Source organism: Floridaenema flaviceps BLCC-F50, assembly GCF_041929275.2.
Lineage (GTDB): Bacteria > Cyanobacteriota > Cyanobacteriia > Cyanobacteriales > Aerosakkonemataceae > Floridanema > Floridanema flaviceps.
In genome coordinates, this window is record NZ_JBHFNR020000003.1 from 396,626 (window position 1) to 414,644 (window position 18,019).

At 37.6% G+C, this 18,019-nt stretch carries 22 protein-coding genes; 9 read left to right on the forward strand and 13 right to left on the reverse strand.

Features of this window, described 5'->3' with window-relative positions:
* Positions 1 to 20: 20 nt before the first annotated feature.
* Positions 21 to 1,058, forward strand: coding sequence for a DALR anticodon-binding domain-containing protein (locus tag ACE1CI_RS30900; RefSeq protein WP_413268079.1), 1,038 nt, complete (start codon positions 21 to 23; stop codon positions 1,056 to 1,058).
* A 300-nt stretch (positions 1,059 to 1,358) separates the two neighbouring features.
* Here ACE1CI_RS30900 and ACE1CI_RS30905 read toward each other — a convergent pair whose 3' ends face one another.
* On the reverse strand, positions 1,359 to 2,219 hold the full coding sequence (locus tag ACE1CI_RS30905; RefSeq protein WP_413268080.1) for a Cof-type HAD-IIB family hydrolase: 861 nt from the start codon (positions 2,217 to 2,219) through the stop codon (positions 1,359 to 1,361).
* A 262-nt stretch (positions 2,220 to 2,481) separates the two neighbouring features.
* Positions 2,482 to 2,991, reverse strand: a complete 510-nt coding sequence (locus tag ACE1CI_RS30910; RefSeq protein WP_413267578.1) for a helix-turn-helix transcriptional regulator — start codon at positions 2,989 to 2,991, stop codon at positions 2,482 to 2,484.
* A gap of 171 nt (positions 2,992 to 3,162) precedes the next feature.
* On the opposite strand from ACE1CI_RS30910, the gene ACE1CI_RS30915 reads away from it, so the two are divergent.
* The 3 genes from ACE1CI_RS30915 (at position 3,163) to ACE1CI_RS30925 (ending at position 5,865) form a co-directional block, all read left to right on the forward strand.
* Positions 3,163 to 4,131, forward strand: a complete 969-nt coding sequence (locus ACE1CI_RS30915; RefSeq protein ID WP_413267579.1) for a serine O-acetyltransferase — start codon at positions 3,163 to 3,165, stop codon at positions 4,129 to 4,131.
* 77 nt (positions 4,132 to 4,208) lie between these two features.
* The gene (locus tag ACE1CI_RS30920; RefSeq protein WP_496615937.1) at positions 4,209 to 5,090 is read left to right on the forward strand and encodes a pyridoxal-phosphate dependent enzyme; all 882 of its coding nucleotides are present in this window, start codon (positions 4,209 to 4,211) and stop codon (positions 5,088 to 5,090) included.
* Positions 5,083 to 5,865 (forward strand): alanyl-tRNA editing protein, encoded by a 783-nt coding sequence (locus ACE1CI_RS30925; RefSeq protein ID WP_496615938.1) that lies wholly within the window; start codon positions 5,083 to 5,085, stop codon positions 5,863 to 5,865. Before ACE1CI_RS30920 ends, ACE1CI_RS30925 begins: the two co-directional genes overlap by 8 nt.
* A gap of 16 nt (positions 5,866 to 5,881) precedes the next feature.
* Here the strand turns inward: ACE1CI_RS30925 and ACE1CI_RS30930 are convergent, their stop codons facing one another.
* A complete protein-coding gene (locus tag ACE1CI_RS30930; protein ID WP_413267582.1) occupies positions 5,882 to 6,058 on the reverse strand; it encodes a hypothetical protein in 177 nt (58 codons plus the stop codon).
* Between the two features lie 53 nt (positions 6,059 to 6,111).
* Here ACE1CI_RS30930 and ACE1CI_RS30935 point away from each other — a divergent pair, with 53 nt between their 5' ends.
* The 3 genes from ACE1CI_RS30935 to ACE1CI_RS30945 are packed head-to-tail and all read left to right on the forward strand — an operon-like array spanning position 6,112 to position 6,782.
* On the forward strand, positions 6,112 to 6,321 hold the full coding sequence (locus ACE1CI_RS30935) for a hypothetical protein (RefSeq protein WP_413267583.1): 210 nt from the start codon (positions 6,112 to 6,114) through the stop codon (positions 6,319 to 6,321).
* Positions 6,322 to 6,372: 51 nt separating this feature from the next.
* Entirely contained in the window at positions 6,373 to 6,576 is a 204-nt protein-coding gene (locus ACE1CI_RS30940; protein WP_413267584.1) for a type II toxin-antitoxin system HicB family antitoxin, read from the forward strand.
* The gene (locus tag ACE1CI_RS30945; RefSeq protein ID WP_027249129.1) at positions 6,573 to 6,782 is read left to right on the forward strand and encodes a type II toxin-antitoxin system HicA family toxin; all 210 of its coding nucleotides are present in this window, start codon (positions 6,573 to 6,575) and stop codon (positions 6,780 to 6,782) included. Before ACE1CI_RS30940 ends, ACE1CI_RS30945 begins: the two co-directional genes overlap by 4 nt.
* 113 nt (positions 6,783 to 6,895) lie before the next feature.
* Here the strand turns inward: ACE1CI_RS30945 and ACE1CI_RS30950 are convergent, their stop codons facing one another.
* From ACE1CI_RS30950 to ACE1CI_RS30960, 3 genes are all read right to left on the reverse strand, one after another.
* Positions 6,896 to 7,270 (reverse strand): hypothetical protein, encoded by a 375-nt coding sequence (locus ACE1CI_RS30950; RefSeq protein WP_413267585.1) that lies wholly within the window; start codon positions 7,268 to 7,270, stop codon positions 6,896 to 6,898.
* Between the two features lie 165 nt (positions 7,271 to 7,435).
* The gene (locus ACE1CI_RS30955) at positions 7,436 to 8,083 is read right to left on the reverse strand and encodes a Uma2 family endonuclease (RefSeq protein ID WP_413267586.1); all 648 of its coding nucleotides are present in this window, start codon (positions 8,081 to 8,083) and stop codon (positions 7,436 to 7,438) included.
* Positions 8,084 to 8,137: 54 nt separating this feature from the next.
* A complete protein-coding gene (locus tag ACE1CI_RS30960) occupies positions 8,138 to 8,797 on the reverse strand; it encodes a Uma2 family endonuclease (protein WP_413267587.1) in 660 nt (219 codons plus the stop codon).
* An 87-nt stretch (positions 8,798 to 8,884) separates the two neighbouring features.
* Here ACE1CI_RS30960 and ACE1CI_RS30965 point away from each other — a divergent pair, with 87 nt between their 5' ends.
* Together ACE1CI_RS30965 and recJ are read left to right on the forward strand one after the other, a co-directional pair.
* Positions 8,885 to 9,538 (forward strand): GNAT family N-acetyltransferase, encoded by a 654-nt coding sequence (locus tag ACE1CI_RS30965; RefSeq protein WP_413267588.1) that lies wholly within the window; start codon positions 8,885 to 8,887, stop codon positions 9,536 to 9,538.
* A gap of 30 nt (positions 9,539 to 9,568) precedes the next feature.
* Positions 9,569 to 11,929 (forward strand): single-stranded-DNA-specific exonuclease RecJ, encoded by a 2,361-nt coding sequence (gene recJ, locus ACE1CI_RS30970; RefSeq protein ID WP_413267589.1) that lies wholly within the window; start codon positions 9,569 to 9,571, stop codon positions 11,927 to 11,929.
* Positions 11,930 to 11,987: 58 nt separating this feature from the next.
* On the opposite strand, the gene ACE1CI_RS30975 is transcribed toward recJ, so the two are convergent.
* The 7 genes from ACE1CI_RS30975 to ACE1CI_RS31005 form a co-directional block, all read right to left on the reverse strand.
* Positions 11,988 to 12,932: a glycosyltransferase family A protein gene (locus ACE1CI_RS30975; protein ID WP_413267590.1), complete on the reverse strand. Its 945-nt coding sequence runs from the start codon at positions 12,930 to 12,932 to the stop codon at positions 11,988 to 11,990.
* Between the two features lie 14 nt (positions 12,933 to 12,946).
* Positions 12,947 to 13,645 (reverse strand): YdcF family protein, encoded by a 699-nt coding sequence (locus ACE1CI_RS30980; RefSeq protein ID WP_413267591.1) that lies wholly within the window; start codon positions 13,643 to 13,645, stop codon positions 12,947 to 12,949.
* A 24-nt stretch (positions 13,646 to 13,669) separates the two neighbouring features.
* Entirely contained in the window at positions 13,670 to 14,188 is a 519-nt protein-coding gene (locus ACE1CI_RS30985; RefSeq protein WP_413267592.1) for a MogA/MoaB family molybdenum cofactor biosynthesis protein, read from the reverse strand.
* A gap of 64 nt (positions 14,189 to 14,252) precedes the next feature.
* The gene (gene psb28 / locus ACE1CI_RS30990; protein ID WP_413267593.1) at positions 14,253 to 14,594 is read right to left on the reverse strand and encodes a photosystem II reaction center protein Psb28; all 342 of its coding nucleotides are present in this window, start codon (positions 14,592 to 14,594) and stop codon (positions 14,253 to 14,255) included.
* 409 nt (positions 14,595 to 15,003) lie between these two features.
* Complete coding sequence (locus ACE1CI_RS30995; protein WP_413267594.1) at positions 15,004 to 15,948, reverse strand: glycosyltransferase family 2 protein; 945 nt, start codon at positions 15,946 to 15,948, stop codon at positions 15,004 to 15,006.
* Between the two features lie 79 nt (positions 15,949 to 16,027).
* Positions 16,028 to 17,203 carry a glycosyltransferase family 4 protein gene (locus tag ACE1CI_RS31000; protein WP_413267595.1) on the reverse strand — a complete coding sequence of 392 codons (1,176 nt, stop codon included), beginning with the start codon at positions 17,201 to 17,203 and terminating at the stop codon, positions 16,028 to 16,030.
* A gap of 115 nt (positions 17,204 to 17,318) precedes the next feature.
* Positions 17,319 to 17,978 (reverse strand): PIG-L deacetylase family protein, encoded by a 660-nt coding sequence (locus ACE1CI_RS31005; RefSeq protein ID WP_413267596.1) that lies wholly within the window; start codon positions 17,976 to 17,978, stop codon positions 17,319 to 17,321.
* Positions 17,979 to 18,019 lie beyond the last annotated feature (41 nt).

Below are 18,019 nucleotides of genomic sequence, written 5' to 3' on the forward strand. Positions count from 1 at the left end.
TTTTATATTTGTTATATTTGATGCAATCTACCTCTGTAGATAGATGGCAAAAAAGAAAGGTAAATTTGCTGTGGGCTTGCTTGTTCATGAATCAGAGTTTACTAACCACCAAGTTCCCCGCCGCTAAACGGTTTTTGCTGTTCTGGCTGAAAAGGACAATTAATACAGTACCACATCAGCCAAATTTAATACCTCCGCTACTTTTGGCTGAAGAACAGAACAACATCAGCCAAAAGGATGATCTTGATACTTCAATTTTAGAAAAAAAATGTAGTCAGATTAGGGAACAATTAGTTACAAAAGGTAATCTTTCTTTGACCAGAGTACAGAAGGATACAGTAGTAGTTTACATTTGTGCGATCGCTTTCAAAGAGTCCCAATCATGGGGAACATCGCCAATAGATGTTGCTACCCAAATAGCGGATCAGTTTTCCTACTTATCGAGTCAAGAATTATCTGATGACCCCAAAAAATATTTCACACTCAAAGTAGTACCTCCTGGTTGGCTGCACTTACAATTAACTGATTTAGGAATTGCTACTTGGTTGCAGAGTTTAGCAGAAGGGCAGGGGGGAGAAGAGGACAAGGGGACAAGGGGACAAGGGGACAAGGAGAGTTCTTCTTTCTCTGCCTCCACTTCCTCCCAGTCCCTTTTCTCTGTGCAATATGCTCATGCGCGTTGTGGTTCGCTGTTGCGGTTAGCCCAACGGGAGGGTTCATGGGGAGCGATCGCACCTGATGCGATTCCCTGGTTAAATGAGAAAGGAGAGTTGCGATTAACCCATCGGGCAGAACGCAACTTAATATCTCAACTCTTTTCTGCCTTAGATGAGATGTACTGTCCCGCATCATCAAAAAAGTTGAATTGGGAAAAACTCGCACAGGAAATTAGCTTCTCCTGGGAAAACTTTTATCGCCAATGCCGCATTTGGGGCGAGGTAAAGACAGAAGTTCCAGAACTAGCCCAAGCAAGGTTAGGTTTACTCATGGCTACCCAAGCAATTCTACAACTGCTGTTGGAAGACTATTTGGGTGTTCCAGCACCTTTGGAATTGTAGTTGGTGACTGGGTACTGGGGAAGTTTTGAGTTTCTCGTTTAGAGAGTTTTGAGTTAATTAATGTGCCCTTGTCCCCTCTGCCCCCCTGCACCCCTGCACCCCTGCACCCCTGCACCCCTGCACCCCTGCCCGCTTGCCTTCCCCCAAAGGTTCTATGCCTAAAGTATGAAAATTTTCTTAAAAGGGGTGACAAATTAAAATACCTCCTGTATAGTTACAGATGTGTGAGGAGCGAACCAGCAAGAGAACCGAGACGAAACACGGCCAGTCGTCGGTTCTCTTTCTGATTTAAGGGTATTTCTAAAGGATGAATTTCTCGATCGCAGCAACCACCCCATCTTCTTCAACGCTGGGGGCTACCCAATGTGCGATCGCTTGCACCTCCGCAGGGCCGTTACCCATCGCTACACCGATACCTGCATATTCCAGCATTTCTACATCATTGAAGTTATCACCCACTGTCATGACATTGCTAGCTGGCAATCCCAAGATTTCTTCAGCTAAGTAACGCACAGCTGCACCTTTGTTTACCCAAGGGTTAGTAGCTTCAAAAAAGGTAGCTACTGATGTGGTGAGGTAAAGTTCTGCTGGGGTGTATTGTTTTCTGAGCGTACCTAAAAGACGTTCGATTACGTCAGTATCGTCACTCAATGCTAATATTTTTGTTGGTTCATTCTCCGTATCTAAAACTTTTCGTAAGTCACCCACTGCTATTGCTTTAATATTGGAACGTGCGGCATAAATTTGAGTTTCTGGGGTAATTTCCCGCACATAAAGTTGATCGTTGATATAAAAGTGAACGGAAAGTAGCGATCGCAGTTCTGGTTGTTCAAAATAATCTAATAACCGCAATGCCAAATTTTTAGATACAGGCCAATGTCGTAAAACTTTGTCTGTGGCAGGATCTTTGATGAGTGCGCCTTGGTATGCCATGAGTGGCAGATCGGAATTTATATCTTGATGAAAGCGTAAGGCGGAACAGTACATTCTGCCTGTGGCGATCGCAACTTTTACGCCTTTAGCTTGGACTGCTTTTATTGCTTGTTTGACAGGTTGATTAATTTGGTTAGATTCTCCGGCGATCGTACCATCAATGTCGAGAACTAAGAGTTTAATTTCTGTGTTTTCTGCTGTTAATCGCTGGTTAATTTCTCTATTCATGATTTAGTTGTCGGTTGAGCTTTATTGTAGGGTGCGTTAATAACGCACCATCCGCTAAATTTAACGCAAATTGGATTAGATAGATAGTAAGTAGGTAGATGTAAATAAAGTGAAAACCAAGGCGGGCAGGATGCCCACCCCACAAGAAAGCTGTAATTCTTGTGGGGTGGGCATCCTGCCCGCCCCATCCTCATATAACTATTATCACTTTATTTATTTGCACTTACTTATAGTTTTTTTCTATTAGTTGATTTGGGGGGAGTTAGGTGCGATCGATCTTTCCCATCTCTTCCATTTCTTGACATTCTGAATCTGATGGAAGTGATACTCGGATATTGATATCAATTGTTCCTGTATTGTAATCAAAACCTATATTAACTATCTTTACTGATGGTTCTAAAGGCAAATTATTATTAAATTTAGAGTTAAAATATGGCTTAGTTTTAGTTTTATATCCCGCATCTTCTAACCAGTTATTGATATTTCTCCAATTTCCTAACTTTTCGTTAGGCGAATCAGCCATCCTTTTAAAGTATTGGTATAAAGTTTTGCAAACATAAACCTCAACGCCCTTAGAACTCTGTAACAATTTGCGTGCCATTTCCGCCGGACTATAACCGCACAGCAGCCCCCGCAAATAAAGCTTTTCCCTCTCTGTCAGTCCCTTTCTAGCACGAGGAGCAAATTGCCGCTTGGCTTCTGCTAAGTCTCGGTACAGTCTTTCCAAATCCCAATTATTTGCAGCCTCAGCAAACATCTCATCGTTAGACATGGCAAGCTTTTTGAGTAATTTGATAATGTAATGCTAACACATAATTATAGCATTTGTTAGTCGTCGTATAACTGTAGTTATTGTATCATAGTGATGAATACAAATATTTATGGCTAAAGTAAAGTAACTTCATGTTGTTAATTAATCAAGAGTATATTTAAGGATTCAACTATGACAGATGTAAATTTGTATAGATCCATGTTGCTTGAGGAGATCCATAAAATTCTTAATAAATTTCTAATAAATTATACTATTGTTAGAAGTTTGAACATGGAAAACATTATTAATGATGTGCTTAATTTAAGCATTGCTGATCTCCGTAGCTTTGTTCAACGCGATCCATCAGCAATGGGAAGTTTTGAATGTGTAATTAGTTCTTACCTTTCTTTCAAAGCAGTAATGTATTATCGTTTAGCAAATAGGATATTTTACTCTTTACCAAGCACCAGTAATCAGTGTATATATCTACAGGCAATTGCCAGACAAATTTCAGAAGAAGCAAAACTTTTGACTGGGATTGAAATTCATCCAGCTGCTACAATTGGTTCCGGGCTAGTCATTGATCATGGTCTTGGCACTTTAATTGGAGAGACTTGCGAAATCGGAAATAATTGCTATTTGCTTCAGAGTGTACTTTTAGGAGCAATAGGTATAGCAGATAATGAGCGAAGAAAGCGTCATCCAACTTTAGGCAATAACATTAAAGTTGGTGCATTTGCAAAAATTTTAGGTTCGATAAAAATCGGTGATAATGTAGAAATTAGCCCTGGAAGTATTATTTATAAAGATATACCTTCTGATACACGAGTAATTGTAACCAACGAGTTGCAAATACATAATACAACTGAGAGCAACTTGCAAATATACGGAATCATTTTAGAGAATGACGGAAAAGTATGTATAGCTGGCAAAGGTCTGGAGAGTGCTAATTTTTATCTACTGGATATAGATAATATAAAATTTGAAGGGTTAGCGGTTCAAATTTATGAGAGAAACGATCAAATGGCAAAAATTTGTATCAAAAACAACTGTAATATAAATAGGAAAATAAAAAAACTGAGGTTATGTATTCAGAAGGGTGCTTCAGAAATAATTATTTCTAACTCTTTAGCACTTAGAAAACTGGGAATAAGCGACTAAATTGGAAGAAAAATAAAACAATCGAATTTTAGAATAGGTTTTTAGATTACTTGAAAACTGTAGCTTAGACTAAAGAAATGTTAACACCTATTTACAAGTTAAACAATGGGGCTTATTTAAAATTAGAAAATATGAATTTCGGTGGTAACCATAAAGTGCGGTCTGCCAAACGCATGATTGAAGATGCTATTATTTCAGGTTCTCTCATTAAAGGATCAGGCCAAATTATTATTGAGAAAACGGGAGGTAACTTAGGAGTAGGGTTAGCAATCTTTGCAAATAAATACGGCTTTGAACTAGAACTCGCTGTTGGACTTAGCTATAGCTATGCTAAAAGAAAAATGTTAGAAATTTATGGAGCCAAATTAATTGGAATAGAGATGCTGGAGAGAGGGGCAAGACCTAAAGATGTAATAGAGCATTATCTGGTAAATGCCAAAAAAATGGGGAAAAATTACTTTTATGTCGATCAGTTTAATAACCATTCTAACTTTTTAGCTCATTATGAGGAGACTTCTAAAGAAATAATTGCTTATGCAAAATCTTTAATGTTAGTAAAGGATAAGAAAATAATTTATGTCGGAGGAGTTGGATCAGGAGCTAGTACAAGTGGAATAGGATTAGCATTGAAAGAACAGTTTGATGACGTTGAAATAATTGTGGTTCAACCAAAAGGCTGTGATATTGAAAAAGAAGTATTTGTAGAACACAATCTACAAGGAATTGCAGTAGGGGTAAAACCTGCCATCTATTTGTCAAATATTGTTGATAGATATATAGTTTGTTCAGAAGAGGATGCTTACAGATGTCAAAAATGGCTAGCAAGAGAACACGGGATATTTTGTGGCAATTCAAGTGGAGCTAATATTTATGCTATAAAACAAGTTCAGAAACAGTACCATCAAGAAGAAGTAATTGTTTTTAGTCTTATTTACGATTCAGGTGATTGTTATGTATAAAGCGCCAAATTTGCTAGGAAGATCAACAAGAAAACTCTACTATGAAGACAGCTTTTTGAAGTCTTGCACTGCCCAAGTTGTCAAGGTAACAGAAAACAAGATTGAACTTAGTCAGACTGTCGCTTACCCAGAAGGCGGTGGACAGGAGGGTGATATTGGGACTATCCAAACAACTACAGGTTTAGTAATCAGATTTACTGATACTCAAAAAATGTATGGACGGAAGTTATATTTAGATGATTTTCCATCAATTAATGTAGAAACAATAATTCATCACATTGTTTCTGATGAAGATATTCATCTTTTAAACTCTGTTTCAGAGGAAGATAGTGTGGTAGTAACAATTGATGCTCAACGTAGGGAAAAGTTGTCTATCAGTCATACTGCATCACATTTGGTTTTTATTGGTGTGGGTGAAGTAATGCCAGAGGCTATCAAGAATGTTAAGGGATGTCATATAGACGAAATCAGTGCTCGCTTCGATTTCTATGTAGACAGAAGATTTACTCAGGAAGATGTAATAAAGATTCAGGATATTGCTAATAACATGGTCAGAGAGGATCATGTTATAAACACCTATCACCATCCAGAGGAACCGGAGGCATGGTATTGGGAAGCTAAAGGTTATGTTATTCCCTGTGGAGGAACACATTTAAGAAAAACATCATCAATAGGTGAAATTTTAGTTAGAAGGAAAAATATCGGAAAAAATGTAGAAAGGATTATCATAACCTTTCCTAATGCTACTGTTAACGAGTCACATTATCACAGTTAAGGTAAGCATTACCTCCTCACAAATGCGATCGCCCTCTCATCCCCCCATCCCAAAAGCGATCGCACTCACTCTCTCCTATTTGTGCGATCTCTCTTTTTTTGCAAATGCGATCGTCCTGACTATTTCTACAAAAGCGATCGCCTAGTTGTATTGTTGGGTATGCTAATGCTGTGCCAGCAAGAGGACTTTTCATTTAAAATATAGAATTAGTTTGATTAAGTTTCAACACCAATTGAGCAATTAACCATGAAATTAACAGCAACCGAACAAGGCTTATTTATCCCTAAAGAACTATTAGGAGAGAACCAAGAATTTGAAATTATTCAAGAACAAGGTAAAATTATTATCACCAGCATCGAAAAAACATCTTCTAGTTGGGATTTAGGTACAAATTCTGTGGAATGTGATGTAAAAGATGGCGCAATTAACCACGATCGTTATCTTTATAATTCATGAGATCAGATCGATAGTTGCTACAATATGCTTAACAAATTAGTCAATAAGCAGATGAAAATTAGAGCAATCATTCATCCAGCAGAAGAAGGTGGCTATTGGGCAGAAGTTCCGGCGCTTCCTGGGTGCATTACTGAAGGAGAGACGATCGAAGAAGTAATGGCTAATTTAAAAGATGCTATTGAAGGTTGGCTGGAAGTTGCTAATAGTCGTGAAGATATTGCTTCTACAGATCAAGTTGTGGAAATTGCTGTATGAAATCTATTTCTGGCAAGCAACTGTGCAAAATTGTAGAGCAGAAAGGCTGGGTTTTAAAAAGAATTACTGGCAGTCATCATATCTATGAAAACCCAGAATTAGAACAAATTCTGTCAATTCCTGTTCACCGCAATCAAGATTTGAAAGTAGGAACATTGAGAGCTTTAATGAAAATAGCACAGTTATCTGAAGAAGATTTACTCTGAGTGTGATTCTTTTAAGGATTGGATGCGATCGCTCTCTCGTCCACTTATTCCAAAAGAGATCGCACTCACTCTCTTCAAATGGTGCGATCGCTCTTTCACTATCAACATAGTCCTCAACTATTCCCCGCTACAATCCTAACTTCATCTGGCATTTCCAAATTAGTTATTTCTTCACCTTTTGGCAACTTTTTCCGTTGCAAAAAATCTTCAAATAACTCAAAAAAGCGATTCAGTGCATCTGCTTCATCTTCTGCATAAAAAAGAATAATCCGACTCCAAGATTGAGTATTTGCTTGGTTAAATCGATGTTCTATCCATTCTTGAAATTCCTCAAAATCTTTTTCTTGTTCGGTTACTGGGATGCCAATCTGACGGCAGGCAAAGCTATAACCATCTAGGAAAACATGGAGGTGACTGAGCGATCGCTTTCCCAAATATAAAGATGGTCTTTGCTTAATTTTTCCTAGCAAATCGTACAACTCTAACATCTAGCTCTCTCCTGACAGATGAAAGCCAATAGCTATTTGTGAAATTTGTTGTCGTAAATTGCTCTCAACCATTTCTATTTATTTGACGATAGCGTAATTTGCATATCAGTACTTTGGTGTAACGGTAATTTACCTAGCATTATAAACTTGCATCTTCAAATCTATTCACAGCGATCGCAACGCATCTTCAAACTCTCGCAGCGCCACGCTAGAACCAATTTGCCAACCTCGATCGATGTATTGTGGTATTAAAGTTTTCAGATCGTAATTAGGAAACCATCGGCTAATTTGAGATTCTTGATATTGTTGGGAATCGAAATGATAAATTAATAATTGATTTTGACGGTAAACCCAAAGTTCTACAGGTGAAATTGCTTGATAATCTTCCGGTTTAGTGGTGCAAGTTAAGTCAATTTCAATTGCTAAATCTGGAGGCGGATCTGTTTCTAAATCAATGCGTTCTTTGCCTAAAATGCGATCGCGGTTATCTATATAAAAACAGTAATCTGGTTCGATTCCCTGGCGGTTAATTCTCTTCAACGTTACTGGTGTAAATGCGTCCCAATCTTTCCCCGCTTGTCGCAATAAAGCTTTGACCAAATCTGCAAGTAAATCTGCATTCTTAGCGTGTCTTGGCAATGGTGACATAATTCTAATTTCTTGGGTTTTACTGTTGTAGCGAATCCTCAATCCAGCTTTATCTTCTCGAAGCTTTAACAATGTCTCATAATCTTCCCAAGTTCTAAATCTCAGAATTAGTTCGTCCCCTGGATCGAGAGAAATGATATTTTCAGTAATTGTCGGTAAAACCATATTTTGATTACCTGCAAAGCTGACATTTTTCTAATTATAGCAAGGCTAGATGCACTACAAAGCAGCAATTTGTTGAGCGAACCACATCGCCGCCATTCCATTTCCTTGCACTAACATTTTCAAAGTATCCGACAATAAAGAAATTGGTAATCCTTCCAAAACATTAGAAAATTCACATTCTTGATATCTACCATTATCTTGTAACCGAAATGCCAATACTCTTTCACCTTTAATATCTATCACCCAATATTCAGGGATTTTTAAAGCTGCATATAACCGTTTTTTCTCGTCTAAATCATTGGCTAAAGTTGTATCCGCAATTTCACAAACTAAATCGGGTGTTCGCCATTTATCTAGGTTAATTTTTCGCGGTTCTCCTGCTTGCCATTGGGGGAAATCTTTACCGATGTATAAAACGCGATCGGGCGCACCTCCACCTACATTTGGTTTTTCAATTACGCACCCTCCTAGATCATCAAAAGCTTGTCCTCCTTTGCTACTAAACCAAAAGCCAAACACCAGTGTTAAGAGATTATTAAATCTAGCGTGGTTAATTCCTTCGTTACCCATTTCAATTAAAAGATAGCCTTCATAAAAAAATATTCTAGCTGATTCCAAATTTGGATCTTCGCAAGCAGCTAGATAATCTTCCCATGTAGCGGGTTGCCATTGGTAAATTACGGGTTTATCTAATAATGAAGTTAGGCTATTCATAATTCAACAGCAGACTATGATAGTAAAGTAGGCAATTAAATCTATTATAGATTTAGGCTAAGTAATAGAAAAGATAATCATTGATTTATGAGTCAAGCGGAAAACTATAACTCGATCTATATCCGCAATATGGAAATAGATGACATCGCTCCAGTGTATCATTTGGGGGAAGATATTTTTACCAGCGATTTGTACCCGTATTTGTATCGCACTTGGGATGAATGGGAGGTTATCGGACTATACAATACCGATCCAGAATATTGTTTAGTTGCGGAAATAGATGAACAATTAGCAGGCTTTGTTTTAGGTACAATTATTAATAAAGCAACCTGGACTTATGGTTACATTATCTGGCTGGGAGTTAATCCTAATTTTCAACGTCGCGGAGTGGGTGACAAATTAGTTGATAAACTGGTGGAAAGAATGATTGAAGATGGGGTGCGTTTTATGTTGGTGGATACCGATCCAGCTAATACGCCAGCAGTGAAATTTTTTACTCGCAAAGGTTTCGGTAATACCCGTCAGCACGTTTTCTTATCGATGAATTTGAGTAAACATGAATATTATGGCAGACTAATTGCTTATGAACGGGAAAAAGCAGAGAGGGCTGCATATAAGCGATCGCGCCGTCGCCCATCTACCAAAACCTCAGAAGCCGTGAGTGAAGCTGCTACTAAAATAATGGTAACAGACTCAGAATTACCCGATAACAATAATCCTGATATTTCTCCTATTTCTTAACAGTTACAAGCCTAATTTAAGGAAATAAAGATGCCTCATCAGCAACCTCAATGGCAAATTCAGCCAACAGTTCAACCGCCAGAATGGTTGATTAACGCAATTAAACAACAAGCGCCAGAATTGTCTGGTAATTACGCTGCTCAATTGTTATGGCAAAGGGGAATTAATGATCCTGAAAAATTAGCAGAGTATTTAAATACTGACCTTTATAAACCTGCTAGTCCCTTTGCTTTTGGTGAGGAAATGTCTTGGGCAATGGAAAGATTGCTTAAAGCAAGAGATAACCAAGAAATTGTTGCCATTTGGGGAGATTTCGATGCTGATGGCATCACTTCTACTACTGTTTTATGGGAAGGTTTAGGGCAGTTTTTTTTGCAAAATACGCAATTATTTTATTACGTTCCGAATCGGTTTACTGAATCTCACGGTTTGAACTGTCAAGGAATTGAAAACCTGGCTAAACAGGGAGTTAAATTAATAGTTACTTGTGATACTGGTAGCACTAATTTAGCTGAAATTGAATTAGCAGCAAAATTAGGAATTGATGTAATTATTACCGATCATCATACTCTACTGCCAGAAAGACCTCCAGTAGTGGCAATTATTAATCCCCGCAATTTACCAACCGATCATCAATTATTTAATCTTTCGGGTGTTGCTGTTGCTTACAAAGTAGTAGAAGCGCTTTATCAAACTCTGCCAAATGTGCCTCAAGATCCATTAGAAGATTTGTTAGACTTAGTGGCGATCGGGTTAATTGCTGATTTAGTTCAATTAACTGGTGATTGTCGATATTTAGCAAAATTAGGCATTGAAAAACTACAAACAGATTTACAAAAACCACCGAAATTAAGGCGACATCCGGGGATAAGTAGGTTGCTAGAACTTTGCAAGAAAAGTGGCGATCGACCAACGGATATTTCCTTTGGGATTGGCCCAAGAATTAACGCGGTTAGTCGCATTCAAGGAGATGCTACTTTTTGTGTAGAATTGCTCACTAGTCGCGACTTAAAACTGGTAGAAAAATTAGCGTCCGAAACCGAATTAGCTAACTCTCGCCGCAAAGCGTTACAACGAGATGTAGAAAAACAAGTCTGGCAAAAATTAGCCCAATTAGACTTATCAACTACTAGTATAATTGTCTTAACTGAAGTTGGTTGGCCTGTGGGAGTTTTAGGTTTAGTTGCAGGACAAGTTGCCCAAGAAACAGGTCGCCCAACTATTTTATTAAGCGTAGAAACACCAGAAGAAACTGCCGAAAATATTACTTTCGCCAGAGGTTCGGCGCGTTCTGTTAATCAAATTGACCTTTATCAATTAGTTAAAGATAAAGCACATTTATTAAATCGATTTGGTGGACATCCTTTTGCCGCAGGTTTAAGTCTTCCTCTGGAAAATCTGCCCATATTTACGGAAGCAATTAACCATCAATTAAGACAACAAATCGCAGCAGATCCTAGTAAATTAAACCGAATAATCACAGCAGATTTAGAGGTAAAAGTAGCAGATTTAGGCCAAGATTTGTTTCGGGATATGAAAGTTTTAGAACCTTGTGGTATGGGCAACCCTGTACCGCAATTAATGATTAAAAATTGCTGGTTTGAGAATCTAGAAAATTATAATATCAAAGATGCAATTGGGAATAAAGTTGCCTACATCAAAACTAATTTTTTAATTAAAGATTCATCAAGTAAAGTTGGTTTTCCGGGGATTTGGTGGGGACATTACAAAGATGAAATTCCTCAAGGGCGTTGTGATGCGATCGCAGAACTAGATTTCAACACCTACCAAAAACGCTATGAAGTGCGATTAATTGCTGTGCGTTCTTGTGCAGAAAAGGTTGATTTATTTAATCACATCAATCAACCTCAATTAGAGGAAATTTTAGATTGGCGAGATGCAGAAGTTTCGCCATCAAAAGATTCTAATTATCAACCATTAATTGTCAGAGAATGTCCAAGTAATTGGGATGATTTACAATTATGGTTTCGCCAAGCTTTGCAAAGTCACAAAAAGTTAGCTATTGCTTATCCACCTCCTAAACAAATATCGCCTAATCAAGTTTGGGAAGACTTAATAGGAATTGCAAAATATCTTAGTCGTACTGGAAAAAGCGCGACACCGGATCGATTACAACAAAAATTAGGAATTAGCGATACTTGCTTATATTTGGGGTTAGAAACCTTAGCTAAGTTGGGTTTTCAAGTAACAAATTGGGATGGACAATTTCAAATTACTAATAATCAGAAATTGCCTTCATCAAATTTGGATGGTGAAGTTGGTGAGGCGATCGCACAATTTTTAGCAGCTGTCCAAGAAGAACAATTCCGTCGCCAGTATTTCTATGAAGTTCCTTTAGCAACTATTCAATCTGTAGTTTCTCGCACATAGACCCTTAAGATCCCCGACTTCTCCAAGAAGTCGGGGATCTCGCTTGGAGATGACAACTTTATTTCTTAAAGTAATTCCATTTGACAAATTTCGCTACAGTTCTAGGTACGTTATAGAATTTCTCTAAAAATAGATTCCATAAATAACCATATTGCGGGTATCTTTTAACTAGCAACGCATCAGAAATTACATGAAATCTTGGCGGTTTCAATTCGGGAGGTTTATCAATATAGCGAATTTGTTCTGGACTAGGCATCCAATGACCAATAATTGCATCTTTTTGGAAATATTTAGCCTGCACAAATACGCCTAATAAGCGATCGAAACCTGATGTCGGTATCCAGGTAATTGCACCCATTACTTTTGTAGTTTGGGAAAGATCTACAAGTGCTTGTTGCACTAATTTATTGCGCCAAACTACATTATTGAAGTTTTCAAAATGATAGCCTAAATTATCTTTTCTTCCTGTAAAAGGTAACAATGCAAATTTTAAATCTAAGTTCTTGTCTAAAGGAATAACCGGAACTTCTAACAAACCTTTGTAATTACCTTGCTGATAAGGATAAGGATTTTCTGGGGTTTTCTTACAAATCTCTAATTGACGAACATCAGGAATTTCTCCCCAATCTTGTTTTATCCGTTCTTGCTCTTTAAAATCAATGTTTTCTTTCTTTAACCTTAAAATCCAACTTTCGGGGAATCTCTCAAAATACTGAGTTGTTAAATCCACTACATCGGGATGCACAAAATCATCATCATCTAACGCTAAAACATATTCACCAGTAGCATTAAGTAAGCCAACAAATCTTTGCATCATTTCCCCTTTGTAGGGACTGGTTAAAATTTTTACTCTCGGATCATCTAATGGGCGAATCGGCACACTAGGGTAATAAACTAAGACAAATTCAACATTTCCTTTAATTTTCAATAACTGTTCTAACCAATAATCAGAAAATTTTCCAGTTGTCGGAGTTACAATTGTCAGAGTTGGCTTGTCTTTCATATCATTTATCCTAGTTAATAACCTAAATTAGCTTGTCTTTCACATTTAAACCCTTTCATTTTCCAAACAGTTAAATCAACTTGGGAAAGCGGGATTAAATCAGTACATTTTGGTTCATAAAATTGGCTGACAACAGCCCAAATTAACCCGCGAATTACATCTGCTGTAGTCACAAAAAATGATTCGCGATTGGCGGGAACACCTTTAGTTTCTGCTGCTACTTCTAATTCTACCCAAATTCCGTGAGAACCTAACATAATTTGCCCTAACCAAATTGCTCTTGGTAAATGGGTTGCTGAAGTAACTACTTTAACTTTTTTGACTTGCCATTGTTTGAGAATTGGTAAACTAAAATAGAAGTTTCCAAAAGTGGAATTGGCACAGTTTTCTAGCCAAACCTTATCTATGGGAGCAGCGGCTCTTTGAAATATGAGTAAAATACAAGGAGCTAAGGAACCGTGAGAGATTAAAATTGGTATTTCGGGTGATTGTTTAGCTATTTCAGTAACGTGAATTTCTCTGGTTATACTTCCTCCTAACACTAAAATAGCACCTACAGGTTTTTGGGAGGATGCGTATAAAATAGCGCTATTATATAGTAAACAAATTCCTAAAATTAAGCAGATTCCAAATAAACTGATGAGTAGCGATCGCTTACCCAAAAACCGCAACCCAAACCTAAATTTATTTCTCTGCTTTTTCTTTGGTTTCATTGCTACTATTTTGACTAATATCGGTCAACTTTTGGCAAGGTTAGGGTTAATTTGAGTTACTAAATGCACCAGTTCTGGCAAAATTAATTTTTCCATTGCGAGTTTTACAGCATTACTAGAACCAGGAATAGAAAAGATTAATTTGCTTTGGTAAATCCCCGCTACTGCTCTAGATGCGATCGCCCTCGATCCAATTTCCTGATAACTCAAAAAGCGAAACAACTCTCCAAAACCGGGCAAAGTTTTTTCGAGTAACTGTTCGATCGCGTCATAAGTCGTATCCCTTGGCGCAATCCCAGTACCACCATTAAAAATCAAAGCTTGCAAATCTGAGCGTTGACTCAAAACCTGCATTTGCTCTCCAATTTGCACTGGTTCATCTTTGACGATAGCGTAAGCTCCTACTATATGACCAGCATTTAGTAATAAATTTTTAATTAAATTTCCGCTGCGATCGGTTTCTTCAGTACGAGTATCGCTAACTGTAATTACTGCACAATTAACTATGAGTTTAGATTTGTCGGGATGTGGTAAATTGCTCATAAATTTACTGAAGTAAAAGAAGGATGAAGTAGTAAAATTTACCTCATCCTCCAGTTTATTTATTTCATTCTTTTGGCTTGTTCAAAGCTAAACCATGTTCTTCAGCATACCGCTCCATAAACCGTTTAAACCGCTCCCACTGTTCAGCAGATCTAATAATGTAAAGTGCTTCTAATGCTTCAGGTTGACCGTTAATAAACTTAGCTTTTACTTCCCTTGTTACTAATTCGCCTTCTTCATCAACTAAATACATTCCAGTAATTTCGTCTGTACTAGTACTGCTGAGTGCTTTCGGTTTCTCAAAATAGAATGTCGCTGTGCCATTACTCCCATCCCGCGATCGGGTAATCCGTACATCGGGAATAACCTCTTCATTGATGCCTCTAGAAAACTGAATTTGAGCCATGATACCTTAATAGACAATTATACGATCGGCCATCCTAGTATTTTCTCATTATTTAGAACCCAAAGTTCTAGATCTTTTGAAGATAGGGATAATCTGTATAAAAAAATACAGATAATTTAGATGGATGTTTGTGAAATTACTGCCCTAACTTCACGTAATTAACACAGTTTTCTTCCTAGTATAAAAAGTTGATAAAGACAGACTTTTTCCTATCCTTTGTTTGTTATCAATTTGTATAATTCATACTTGGTACGCATAACTACGCATAACCTTTACTTGTTGGAGCATTGCTCAGCGAGATTTATAGGTAGCGTTTGAAGTGTCAATTTGCGTTTGTCCTGTTACCAAGTTGCATTTTGCACCTTGGTGCAGGTTTTTCATTCGCTCAAATCATCCATTTTTTTCACCTTCATCCCGAAAGACCCACTTTTCGTTTAAACACATCAAGGATGTTCTTTACCAAAAAGTAATTTATGTTTGGATTTATATCTTTAAACAATTTGTAAATTCTTAAATTCCGGCTGAGTGGTATTCCTTCAAATACCATCAACCTCATCCACGAACCCACTGCTGGAATATAAACTTCTTTTAAAAAATTTTCTGGAGGCTCTACGTTTTTAGCAAGATAACTTAATGTTTGCATCTTCTCCTCTAGAAAAGCATCCTTCTTGTTGTTTTTTCTCATTGTTTGTGGGTGTGTTCTATGATAATTCAAGTGTTCAGCTAGGTACGCAATATCAGAAATCATCATTATTTTGGCATAGAATAGCCAATCTGCTGAAAAGGGCATCTGTTCATCAAACATTCCAGCGTCAATAACAACTTTCCGACGTATTAACGCTGCGCCTATATTAGTAATCGTACAGGTATAAAATAAGTATTGGCATTCGTTTTTCCCAGTATCTATAAAATCTTGATCCCATCGCGTCTTGTTTAAATAACTCGTCCATTCTTCCAATGAACGCAATCGGTTCCCTTGCTCATCCACTTCCCAAGATTGTGCATAAGCCAACCCAACAGAAGGATGCTCATCTAGGATTTTAACTAATTTTTCTAACAAAGTTGGATGACAGCTATCATCTGAACAAACAATATTTAAATATTCACCTTGAGCTAATTTTATACCATCATTAAACACTGTATAAAAGAAAGGATTGTTTTGGGGATAAAAATGGGTTTTGATTCGGGAATCCGCAGTATATTTGCTAATAATTTCCACACTGTTATCGGTTGAACCATTATCTAGAATGATTAATTCAAAATCTTTGTAAGTTTGATTTAGTAGACTTTGAATCCGCTCATCTAGATATTTAGCATAGTTGTAATTTAGGAGTATTATGCTAACTCTTGGCATGGTAAATACCTCTCTACCCTGAACTTTTACAAAATGAATTGAGATCAAACTAATAGCTGCCGTAATTTCATGCCAACAATCAGCGATCGATCGCCTCTGTTAATAACTTTTTAACGGTTCGTCCAATTACCTTCCAGCTAAGACGAGTTTCATACTCATGAAACGAGGAGCGTGCCAGATCTTTATAGCGAGAGTAATCAGAAAATAAATCCAAGATATAAGTAGAATACTCTTCAGCACTGGCATTTTTTGAGAACTTCTTGCCATTTAGATCATCTAGAACTAAGGTTGGCAGTCCACCTACATCCGTTGTCAGACTAGGTACACCAAAACTGTTTGCCTCAGCAACAACGTGAGGGCAGGCATCTGCTAAAGTTGGCAGGAGCAAAAAATGGGATTGGGTTAGTAACGCTTGGAGTTGTTTAATTCCGGCTTGAGACGCATTGCTGATATAGCCTAAGCACTTAACATAGGAAGCAAACCGATTATCTAATTGAGGGGAACAGCCAACTACTGTCAATTCCGTTTTTAGACCAGCCTGATTTAAATTGTAAGCTACCTGAACTGCCTTATCACCTCCTTTACGATACCAGTCGCCCCCTAAGAAGAATAATTTACAAAGATCGGATGGTCTAGATTCTATTACTGCTTGAATATCTGTCGAATTATAGTTGGATGGAATGTTGGGACCCAGGGGAACAACTTTTACTTTAGTAGGATTAAGTTGATAATGGGAAATAGCGATTTGAGCAGCCCACTCCGATCCATAGATTGCGAGGCTCGCTCTATTGAGAGCATCTTTGTCATTCGCAATTCCTCCCTTTAAACACTCTGGGGCAACTTCATGTCTACCAAACCCCGGATAAAAATCTAGGGCTGAGACAAGAGGAGCATCCGTCCAGGTTACGATCGGTTGGTTGCAGTCGAGATAAGCAACTGGCTGGAGATACTTACCTTCTCCGCTCATTACAACATCAATATCATTGAGTTTGGATAAACGGCTTGAGATTTGCCGAGCAAAGCTTTTAAGCACAAAAGGTTCCAGTATAGGATCATAAACTTTGAAGCGGTATTGATTCTGATAAAAACGATATTTCAGTTTGATCAGAGGTATATATATTTTAGGAACCTTTAAAGAGCCAATATAATTAACATCTATATTTTGCTCTTTAAGAGACAGAGGTTGCCGATAAGATCGACCATCATAAGCAGAAGGATCTTCAGCATTATAAACGGTCACATAAGCTAATTTCATATTTTCCACCCTATTTTATTTATCTCTTACAATTCGGCAAAATCTTTGCTATGTAAAGTGTCCAAAATCTCTCAAAAACTTTCGATAGTTCATCTTACACAAGATTAGCAAGAGATTAAGCCAAGACTGCTTTTCGGCAATAAAAAGCCTCTGCGTACTTCTCTGGTGCATTAGATTCAATCCCGCGCAATCTGATAATAGAAGAAAATGTCTCTTCAGTAAACCAGTTTCTATTGGCTTGAGTCGCGAAGTGTTCCATCAAATAAGCTATCTTTCTTTGTTTGATTGATTCACTTAGATGAACGAAAAAGTTAGGGTTCCCTAAATCTCCATCATATTTGGGAATCTCATACTCCAAAATCAAATGATTACGAAAAGCATTCCAGGTTAATTCAGAAACTACGCGATGGTCTTGATGCAAATCGTTGCGGTAATGGGTAAAAATTAAATCAGGAGATACCTCCTTGCTTAAGCGATCGAAAAACTCTTTAATTTCTGCTCCAATGTAGGGAAAAAAACGCTCTCTAAATTCTTTGACTAATATATTCTTCTGCTTGACTCCCTTTAAAAAGGTATTGGCACTTGCTAGTGCTTCTTCTTTTCTCTCGCCGATCGCTGTAAAAACAACCCAGTAGAAGCTTATATCTGGAAATGTTTCAATAAGTTTTAGGATAGTACCACCGCAGCCTATTTCAATGTCATCGCTATGAGCACCCAGACATAAAACTTGGCGGAGTGAATTTTCCCCTTGATAATTGGGAGTTAGCTTAAGCATGGTAGCTTCTGAATTAAGTTTCTAATTTCACCTACAGTAAT